Annotated in this window: 9 protein-coding genes; 6 read left to right on the top strand and 3 right to left on the bottom strand. The window is 43.3% G+C overall.

The window, feature by feature from the left end:
- Positions 1-62: 62 nt before the first annotated feature.
- Entirely contained in the window at positions 63-2192 is a 2130-nt protein-coding gene (locus Xbud_RS10785) for a tyrosine-type recombinase/integrase (protein ID WP_099136074.1), read from the bottom strand.
- Positions 2189-3178 (bottom strand): tyrosine-type recombinase/integrase, encoded by a 990-nt coding sequence (locus Xbud_RS10780; protein WP_099136073.1) that lies wholly within the window; start codon positions 3176-3178, stop codon positions 2189-2191. The genes Xbud_RS10785 and Xbud_RS10780 overlap by 4 nt, the downstream gene beginning before the upstream one ends.
- Before the next feature lie 1142 nt (positions 3179-4320).
- Between Xbud_RS10780 and Xbud_RS10775 the strand changes: the two genes are divergently transcribed.
- From Xbud_RS10775 to hpt, 4 genes are all read left to right on the top strand, one after another.
- Positions 4321-5202 carry an integrase domain-containing protein gene (locus Xbud_RS10775; protein WP_099136072.1) on the top strand — a complete coding sequence of 294 codons (882 nt, stop codon included), beginning with the start codon at positions 4321-4323 and terminating at the stop codon, positions 5200-5202.
- Positions 5199-5390 (top strand): AlpA family phage regulatory protein, encoded by a 192-nt coding sequence (locus Xbud_RS10770; protein ID WP_244589918.1) that lies wholly within the window; start codon positions 5199-5201, stop codon positions 5388-5390. Before Xbud_RS10775 ends, Xbud_RS10770 begins: the two co-directional genes overlap by 4 nt.
- 293 nt (positions 5391-5683) lie before the next feature.
- Positions 5684-5947: a helix-turn-helix domain-containing protein gene (locus Xbud_RS10765; protein ID WP_099136071.1), complete on the top strand. Its 264-nt coding sequence runs from the start codon at positions 5684-5686 to the stop codon at positions 5945-5947.
- Between the two features lie 384 nt (positions 5948-6331).
- Complete coding sequence (gene hpt, locus Xbud_RS10760; RefSeq protein ID WP_099136070.1) at positions 6332-6877, top strand: hypoxanthine phosphoribosyltransferase; 546 nt, start codon at positions 6332-6334, stop codon at positions 6875-6877.
- An 80-nt stretch (positions 6878-6957) separates the two neighbouring features.
- Here the strand turns inward: hpt and can are convergent, their stop codons facing one another.
- Positions 6958-7611, bottom strand: coding sequence for a carbonate dehydratase (can, locus tag Xbud_RS10755; protein WP_099136069.1), 654 nt, complete (start codon positions 7609-7611; stop codon positions 6958-6960).
- 181 nt (positions 7612-7792) lie between these two features.
- Here can and Xbud_RS10750 point away from each other — a divergent pair, with 181 nt between their 5' ends.
- Together Xbud_RS10750 and Xbud_RS10745 are read left to right on the top strand one after the other, a co-directional pair.
- Positions 7793-8719 carry an ABC transporter ATP-binding protein gene (locus tag Xbud_RS10750; protein ID WP_099136068.1) on the top strand — a complete coding sequence of 309 codons (927 nt, stop codon included), beginning with the start codon at positions 7793-7795 and terminating at the stop codon, positions 8717-8719.
- A complete protein-coding gene (locus Xbud_RS10745; RefSeq protein WP_099136067.1) occupies positions 8716-9486 on the top strand; it encodes an ABC transporter permease in 771 nt (256 codons plus the stop codon). The genes Xbud_RS10750 and Xbud_RS10745 overlap by 4 nt, the downstream gene beginning before the upstream one ends.
- Positions 9487-9530 lie beyond the last annotated feature (44 nt).

Genomic DNA, 9530 nt, shown 5'->3' with positions numbered 1-9530 from the left:
TAGCCTTTTGTTCCTTTATTTCTCTATTTTTGACGACTTAAAGTTATAAAGGAGCGGCTATGTCATTTCAACTCATCATAAAAGTCGAGCATCGCGTTATAATTATCTAATTTATCAATATCACCCTCAACAATTCCTCTTTCATCAGGAGTTAAAGGAACTTCTTCCAAATAACGTTTTACTGATATTTTACTTTCAAGCATTTGCGCTTGAGAGCTCATTTTTGGCAAGCTAAAATCACAGCCAATGCAAGCCATACGGTGAGGACAACTGCTCCAAAACGGATTGGTGCAGTATAAATTACCGAGGTCGTAGTACAATGCTGGGCCATTTTCTGTCATTGATTGACTATCATGGTCAATAAATACGCTAATCATATGAGAGATTTTATCCGCTTTCATAAACGACGCAGCAAGTTGCGTTGGACGAATTCGGATATAATGAAGCGTTGAACTGGGATCTTTATGCCCACACCATGCCATTAACTCATGTAAAGTCATCCCCTGCGGAACACTGGCTAGCGCGGTGACAGCAGAAGCCCGGCCACGATGACTCGTGATTTTTCCTTTACTGTCGCTAAGGGGAATGTTGACTCTGGCACACAACATTGGGATCACGGTCTCATTTAGCATGGAATGCCCTACGACTTTTCCCCGAAATTGAAACAGGTAATGTACTTTTTCACCTGTACGTTCATCACTCAATGCTGCTTGTTCTGATGGACGTTCCTTTAGCCATAAATCAACATATTGTTTAACAATCGCCGCAACGGGTTTCACGAATGCTTTGGATGTCTTGCCAGCAGGTACCTGTAAGTAACAGAGTGTTCCTGCGGGGATCACACTGCCATCATCCTGGATAATGTCATCGCATTGGTCTCTGATACAACCAACAGTCAACCTCAAGAGTTCATTTTGTCGAAGCCCAGCATGTGTCCAGATCACGGCCATTGCTTGATGCATCGCAAATGGATAGTGAATTTTAGTGAACATGTCTTCTGCGCGGAGATTAAGGCTTGCCCAAATCAATTTTAACCAAACAGGGTCATCAATCACTCGGGGATTAATTGTACGATGAAATGAGGGCGTCTTAGGAAGTGCTAAATGGTGATAAGGGCGTAGGTTTAATCGTCCCCACCCCCATAATTCATAATCAATAAAAAATCGACGTAATGCATACAAGAAACACGATCGCGAGTTGCTTTTCATTAGCTGGCTGGAACGAGGGGAGACTCGCCGAGTTTCTATTGGATCTAATGACCATTCATCTACCGTTATTTTATTTAAAGCGGCAATGAAACTTGCACAGGTGCTCATCGTCCAATCCTTGGGTTCACAAATGTGTGGTTGCTCTTTTGCCAACCAGAGCCCAATACGTAAAATAAAACTGTAATTGGTTTCCCGTGTTTTTGGTCGTAGTACTGATGTATCACGCCAACGTTGACACCAATGAACCCACTCCGGCGCGATCCCCTCCGTCTTTTTTTCCTTCCAACCTAGATAGCCACGCATACGCAATGGCTTCTCTAAAATTCCCATCGAAGAGAGCCCATGTGAGACCTTACCTATTGCCCGCGCTATTCCTTCTGTACGATGTGCTTGTCCCTGTTTGAGTAACGCTTCCGTAAAGGTTTCTAATCGAGGATCACCATTTTCAAGCATCAATGTCCCCAGAACAGTAGACAATGTGCGTTCTTGATGCTGAGAGGAATAACCTAGAGTTGTTAGCACATTCATCAATCGACTGAGTTCAAAATGTACGATGTCGTGACCATAGATAGCACAAGCATACAATATAGATTGGCGACAGCGCGGCAGGTTTAGTGGCTGTTGAATAGGACCAAGATGATAAGCAAACGCCGTGAGTAATGGCCCGCTTAATCGGTTCTGAGATAATAATTTCTCCCAAATTGATAGGGGCCATTTCCAACACGGTAGATTTTCTTCATGTGTTTTTAACAGCATGGCCCGTAGAGCTTTATTGATAATTTCTGTTGACAAGCCACTCAATACGGTAATGTCGATGAGTGGTTTCAGCAATGGCGGCTCTGGATTGGTTTGACGGAGGTAATGATGACGCCTTGTTACGCTGCTAATAGCAATTCGTTCTCTTTCAGTCAGCGTATCGCTTAAGATATAGCGTGAACGGTCAAATGGTGTGTACACAACCTGCTGTATATCTTTCGGTTTCATGACTCGTCCCCATTTAAAAAAATCTGAGCGACTTTCAGATCCATCGCGGCAATAGCCCCTGACATTTTGGCCGCCAATTCTGTACCTGAAAGATGTAAATACAGTTGGGTGGTTTTCAGATCTCGATGTCCCGCATACGTCGCTAACTCATGCAATTTCCAGCCCGCTCTGGCAAGATGCGTTAAACGTAAATGTCGAAACGTGTGCGTTGACAAATCAGGTAAATTTGCTTGAATAGCCCATGCTCTGACAATTTTGCTCCAACTCCAATAACTCAGTGGTTGCCCATTATTTCTGTCTGACACAGAACGAAATAAAGCCCCGCCAGTACAATCTACACGTTTTAATTCTTTCAGGTGTCGCATAAGCAAAGAGGCTATTTCTTGGTGGTAACACACAACCCGCTCACGATGATTTTTGGTGATTTCTGCACGGATCCGAATCAAGCGATGTGCCAAATCCATATCTTCGATGCGTAATGAAGTGACTTCAGCTCGCCTTAATGCACCATAATATGCCAGTGCAAGCATTAATCGGTCTCGTAGTGGTGCGGTTGCCGTCAATTTTAGAAAATGAAACCATTCAGTATCATTCGGAATAACAGGCAGTTTAATGAGACGCGGAATTAAGCCTCTTCCGACAAATATGGGTGACGACGATGTGGCGCGAGGTACTGGATTTGTTTCGCAAATATTGTGATACAACAAAAAGTCGTACCACAAACGGATCGCCGTGATCCGCAATTGCAATGTCGCACTTGCCACTGGGTGTTCCATGCCGGGTAACTGTGGACGAAGATAGGCCGAAATATGTTCAAATGTGACGAGTTCAGGTTGAATATTGTTAATATCACAATGGGTTAAATAGTGGTTCAATGCTTGGCGATAGGCCGATATAGTGGATGATGCTCGCCCTAAATCGGATAAAATTTTAAGCCATTGTTCAACCCATTGGGCAGAATGCTGCGTTAAAAGTGGATTCATCATGGAGCCCCTTATTCATCTCGCCTTTAATTCAGTGTAGGCGAGATTATGTTGCATTCCACTTAACATACTTTATAAGGAAAGGAACTTCCTTTGATTAAAATAATAGGATAATTGTGTGGATCGCAGAGAGAAAAGATTTATTCGTGCGCCTATAAAAACACCCCTCTCACTTGCCACTATTAAAAAGATTCGTTAATCTAAACTCGTTCAATCACCATTTCCGATGGTCACCAATGCTTCCATAGTCTGAGAGGAAGCGCTTTCGAGCGACTAAAAAACTCCCGTAGCCTGAAAGGGAGAGCAAGAATTGTGGTACATCTGCGCACCTTTGGAAGCAGATATCGTCAATATGAACAATCCTAGCTAGTTCGGCGGTGAAGGTTTTTTTAACTAATAGAGTACAACGGTACTTAGGCGCGTTAGGTTATGGTTTTCATTGCCTTTCGTAGCTGGTTTCAGGGTGGGGAAGATCCACTCTTAATTTATATTTGACTTCAAGTGGGCTGAAACACGCGCTCGCTTACTTTTCACATTAGCGTTAGGTGATAGCCTTTCGCCCAGTGGGATTGGGCTACGCCTTGATCTCATTTCACTTCAATGAGCAGGATTGCTTTCACGCATCCAGTTCATGTCTAGCTATGTCTGCCTGAAATATTCAGCGGACGGATTTTCTACACCTAAATAATTAGCTCATTGCTACCGTTTGACACTTTACCTTGCGGCGTTTTGCTGTGCCTGCTGGCACTTCAACGCTGCACTACTTTTGCTGACCGTTTACGGGGCTTAAGGCGTCACTTTTTGTCGGTTTACCGCTGAAAGTGACGCCGCAGCAAAAGGACAACATGACGATTACAGGCTCATGCCTGCTTAACAGCGCAGTGAATCTGACACTGCATTTTATAGATTAAAAAATCATCAAAAGGAGAACTTGACGATATCGAGGCTGGCTTTTTGCCAGTGGGGATGACCTGTTTATGCAGGCGGCAGTACAGCGTACTTAACCGATACCCCGCAATACCTCAACCCGCGTTCACTCTGGCGCACAGATATTCGTCAAGGACAAAGCAGGCATTTCCTGTTTTGTCAGCATTGTCGCGCGCCAGAGATTGCATGTTGTCAGGTATAAGTAGGGAGATAAGCTAATGAGCCGATTGATTAAAGAATTGAAGTTTTTTGCCCGGCAGGGTGGTGGCAGCCATAAGACCTGTCATGACCGTACTCGGATTGCAGGGCGTTTGGGCGCGTTGTTATTGAGCCTGAATATTCAGGTTAAAAGTCTCAGCCATTTGAAAGCCAAACATGTAGAACATTACGTTGGTGTCCGTTTATCTCAGGGGATTGCAAAACGAACAGTGCAAAATGAAATGTCTGCGCTACGCAATATTTTCCGTATGGCAGGCAGGGAGAAACTGGAAATCTCGCCTCGTTTGAGCAATCAGGCATTGGGATTAAGTGGAACTAGCCGTGCCGGAACGAAGCAGGCGATCCCTGATGCCACATTTCAGGATGTTTATCAGAAGGCGCTTGAACGTGATGCCGGATTTGCCGTCACACTGAAACTTGCTCGTTTGATGGGGTTACGTTCTCAGGAAGCGGTGCAATGCAGTGCTTCATTGAAAAGCTGGCGGAAACAATTAGAGCAGCCAGAGCCAAAACTTCATGTTGTTTTCGGCACAAAAGGCGGCAGACCAAGACAAACCTGCGTATTGAATGTTGTTGCTGTAAAAGAGGCTGTCGAGCAGGCCATCGCCATTGCAGGACAACGGGGCGGTAGGCTGATTGATAAACCAGATCTTAAACAAGCTATGAACTACTGGCGGACACATACCACAAGAATTGGTTTAAAGGGGGGCCATTCACCCCACAGTTTGCGGTATGCCTGGGCGCAGGATGCACTAAGTTTTTACCAGCAGAATGGTTTTAGTCGTCAGGAAGCAAGGGCACTGGTTTCAATGGATTTGGGGCATGGTGATGGTCGCGGGCGTTACGTCGAAAGAGTTTATAGTCAGGGAGGTTTGGAATGATGGAAACTCTGACTTTTATTCGTCTGGACTATGTAATGCAGAAGACCGGACTGGAAAAATCACAAATCGACCATTTGATTAGGCTGGGAAATTTCCCCAAACCGCGCAGATTGGGTATCCGTTCTATGTTATGGATAGCAAAAGAAGTTGATGAATGGGCTGCCAATAAAGTCAGAAAAACGACTTAACGTGTTGAGTTGGCGCTGAGTTAGTGGTTGGTATTAGTGATTCAGTTATTGAGTCCAATAAACCAATCAGTTAAAGTAATCGCGCCATTAGCAAAATCTATTGGTCAGGGTTTCGCAGCCTTGTATAGGACGATCCACTGGTAGGAAGTTTCTACCAGTGTGTCTGCTATCGCCATTTTCAATGGCGGTTCAGGCAGGGGAGGCTTCGGCCTCGCCGGAACGATCGTCCCCGGTACTGCGAACCCTGTCTGAATCGCCACCATCAATATTAATTAATGGAAGGGGTAGCAGGAATGAATAATATTAGAAATGATTGGCATCAAGCCGATATTATTGCTGCATTGCGTAAGCGTGGTACAACCTTGGCGGCTGTTTCTCGTGAAGCGGGATTGAGTTCTTCTACATTAGCCAACACGCTGTCACGTCCTTGGCCTAAAGGCGAATGGATTATTGCTAATTATCTCGACATTCACCCGTCTGAAATCTGGCCGAGCCGTTATTTTGATATGAACGGTAATCTTATCGAACGCAAAATTCGCGATAAATCATCAAAATAATTACCCTAATACCGGAAAATATCAGGGAAATAGTCACCTCATCTAATTACCTACTGTGTTATTTGCTTCGATGAGGTGGCACAATTGGTTAGCCGTCACCGCAATTTTTAATACCTTCCGACGAAATGCATTGTAACCTCCTATCACAAGGTCAGAACGTTTAGTGTACTGTTCTACTCACTGGCAACGATATTTGTAGGTAGTCATAGATTCAACCCTCCTTTTACTGTAGGCGGTGAATTCTGATATGCTTTGCAAAATATTTTGTTCTCATGTTTTTTTGTGTGTGCGTCTTTGTGTGGTGAACGGTATATCAATCGGTGTATCACTTTTCGTAAAAAGACACATGATTTTATTTTAATTTTTGTTTAAAAATATATAGTTATGAGTAAACCAAAACATATTGTAGAAATAATGCTCTCCGAGCAGGAGGTTAAGCAACGTATTGCTGAACTGGGGCAACAGATCACAGAGCATTACCGCAATAGCGATCGTGAACTGGTATTGGTTGGTCTGTTAAGAGGATCGTTTATTTTCATGGCGGATTTGTGCCGTGAAATTCAGGTTCCTCACGAAGTGGATTTTATGACAGCGTCCAGCTATGGTAATGGAATGAACTCTACCCGCGATGTGAAAATTCTGAAGGATCTGGATGAAGATATTCGTGATAAAGATGTGTTGATCGTTGAAGATATTATCGATTCAGGCAATACACTAAATAAAATTCGGGAAATCCTGGCTCTGCGTGAACCAAACTCGCTGGCAATTTGTACATTGTTGAACAAGCCATCCCGTCGTGAAGTTGATGTGCCAGTAGAATGGATTGGTTACTCGATTGAAGATAAATTCGTGGTTGGCTATGGCATTGACTATGCTCAACGTTATCGTCATCTGCCTTATATTGGCCATGTTACTCTGCTGGAAGAGTAAATTCTTGCGCTAGTGTACAAGGGCATTGGTGCAGTAAATAAATGGCAGTTTTAGCTGCCATTTATTTTTACAGAAATTTGTTACTTTTTATTAGCCAGCTTAGAGATAGTCTGGCGGTAATTTAGTTCCAATTTTTCCCGGCTGTCTGCGGTAATATCCAGATCATGTAGTTCACCATCCTTCAAACCGTATACCCAACCGTGGATCATTACTTTTTGCCCACGTTTCCATGCTGATTGCATAATGGTTGAATGACCAAGGTTATAAACTTGTTCAATAACATTCAGTTCGCATAAACGATTCAGTCGATCATTAGGCGGCAACTCGCCAAGCATTGAGCTGTGTTTGTACCACAAATCACGAATGTGAAGCAGCCAGTTATTGATTAAGCCTAATTCAGTGCCGTCTACTGCCGCTTCAATACCACCGCATCCGTAGTGACCACAGATGATAATATGCTCAACCTGTAAAACATCGACAGCATATTGTACAACGGATAAACAATTTAAATCGGTATGTATAACAAGGTTCGCAACATTCCGGTGGACGAAAAGATCACCCGGTGCGGCATCGATAAGCTTTTCAGCAGGTACACGGCTATCAGAACAGCCTATCCATAGAAAGTGGGGCTTTTGTGCTTTTGATAATTCATTGAAGAAATGCGGGTTTTCTTCATTTACGGATTTAGACCACTGTTTGTTCCTGGCAAACAGCTCTTCAATTTTTCTCATCATGACTAATAGCCTGGCAACATTTTTGAGATAGAATCATATACAACATTAATTGAGAATTTAATATTTAATTGAGTAATGTTTTTGATTTGATCTCTATCATTGAAAAGAAGCATAGGGAAAATAATGGCATAATCTCTATCTTGCACTCAAAAATAGCAAATAATAAAGGTGTTGTTTACTTATGGCTTATGCATTGGAGTTAACACAGCTCACGAAGACCTATAAAGGTGGAGTAAAAGCATTGCGTGGGATTGATCTACGTGTAGAAGCTGGCGATTTCTACGCGCTTTTGGGGCCAAATGGTGCAGGAAAATCGACCACCATCGGCATCATCAGTTCTTTGGTTAATAAAAGTAGCGGTAAGGTCAACGTATTTGGTTACGATATTGATACGGACCTGGTCAATGCTAAACGTCAGTTGGGTTTAGTGCCGCAGGAATTTAATTTCAATCCATTTGAAACAGTGATTCAGATTGTATTAAATCAGGCGGGATATTACGGCGTACCACGCGATGTGGCGCAAAGCAGAGCGGAAACCTATCTGTCACAACTGGACCTATGGGGCAAACGCAATGAACGGGCAATCCGTTTGTCAGGAGGCATGAAACGCCGTCTAATGATTGCCCGTGCTTTGATACACGAACCCAATTTATTAATTTTAGATGAACCTACTGCTGGGGTGGATATTGAACTGCGTCGCTCCATGTGGGAGTTTTTGAAAACTTTGAATGCACAGGGAACGACTATCATCCTGACAACTCACTATCTGGAAGAGGCTGAAATGCTGTGCCGTAATATTGGTATTATTCAGAATGGTGAGTTGGTGGAAAATACCAGCATGAAGGATTTACTCAGCCAACTGGAACTGGAAACGTTTTTATTCGATTTAGCACCGAAAGGAAATATGCCGATTCTGCAAGGTTATAGCTATCGTTTGGTAGACACCATCATATTAGAAGTGGATGTGAAACGCGGGCAGGGATTAAATGATATTTTTTCCCAATTGAGTATGCAGGGCATCCAAATTAACAGTATGCGCAACAAAGCGAATCGCCTGGAAGAGCTGTTTGTTGGGTTGACAAATAATAACCAAGGAGCCCGTCAATGATCCAACTATACTGGGTGGCATTAAAAACTATCTGGATTAAAGAAGTTACTCGTTTTGGCCGTATTTGGGTACAGACTTTGCTACCGCCTGTGATTACTATGTCTCTCTATTTTGTCATTTTTGGCAATCTAGTGGGTTCCCGCATTGGGGAAATGGGGGGCGTAGCATATATGCAGTTTATTGTTCCCGGCCTGATTATGATGTCTGTGATCACTAACTCATATTCGAACGTCTCCTCTTCCTTCTTTGGTGCTAAGTTCCAGCGTAGTATTGAAGAAGTACTGGTTGCACCTGTGCCAACACATGTCATCATTGCCGGGTTTGTCGGCGGTGGAGTGGCTCGTGGTGTATGTGTGGGCATTTTAGTTACACTGGTTTCTTTGCTTTTTGTGCCATTACAGCTCCACTCATGGGGAATGGTTGTAATAACCCTACTGGCAACATCGATCTTATTTTCATTAGCTGGCTTATTGAATGCCATTTTTGCGAAAACTTTCGATGATATCAGCATCATTCCGACTTTTGTGCTGACGCCATTAACCTATTTAGGCGGTGTGTTTTATTCCCTGACTTTACTGCCTGAATTTTGGCAGATAGTATCGAAGCTGAATCCAATCGTTTATATGGTCAGTGGATTTCGCTATGGCTTCCTCGGTATTGCTGATGTGTCTCTGGTAATGACATTAGGTATGCTGAGTATGTTTATTCTCGGTTTTTACTTACTAGCTTGGTATTTGATCGAGTCGGGCAGAGGGCTGAGAACTTAAGCAGGATTGTCTGAACATAAACATCTGTAAATATGCGGTTCTGC

The organism is Xenorhabdus budapestensis (assembly GCF_002632465.1).
Taxonomy (GTDB): domain Bacteria; phylum Pseudomonadota; class Gammaproteobacteria; order Enterobacterales; family Enterobacteriaceae; genus Xenorhabdus; species Xenorhabdus budapestensis.
The sequence above is the reverse complement of the archived record's forward strand: the minus strand, read 5'-3'. Positions and strand labels throughout refer to the sequence as shown.

Coding starts and splice junctions, on each gene's coding strand:
- hpt (WP_099136070.1), top strand. CDS start 6,332: ATGAGTAAACCAAAACATATTGTAGAAATAATGCTCTCCGAGCAGGAG.
- Xbud_RS10750 (WP_099136068.1), top strand. CDS start 7,793: ATGGCTTATGCATTGGAGTTAACACAGCTCACGAAGACCTATAAAGGT.
- Xbud_RS10785 (WP_099136074.1), bottom strand. CDS start 2,192: ATGAAACCGAAAGATATACAGCAGGTTGTGTACACACCATTTGACCGT.
- Xbud_RS10780 (WP_099136073.1), bottom strand. CDS start 3,178: ATGATGAATCCACTTTTAACGCAGCATTCTGCCCAATGGGTTGAACAA.
- can (WP_099136069.1), bottom strand. CDS start 7,611: ATGATGAGAAAAATTGAAGAGCTGTTTGCCAGGAACAAACAGTGGTCT.
- Xbud_RS10765 (WP_099136071.1), top strand. CDS start 5,684: ATGAATAATATTAGAAATGATTGGCATCAAGCCGATATTATTGCTGCA.
- Xbud_RS10745 (WP_099136067.1), top strand. CDS start 8,716: ATGATCCAACTATACTGGGTGGCATTAAAAACTATCTGGATTAAAGAA.
- Xbud_RS10770 (WP_244589918.1), top strand. CDS start 5,199: ATGATGGAAACTCTGACTTTTATTCGTCTGGACTATGTAATGCAGAAG.
- Xbud_RS10775 (WP_099136072.1), top strand. CDS start 4,321: ATGAGCCGATTGATTAAAGAATTGAAGTTTTTTGCCCGGCAGGGTGGT.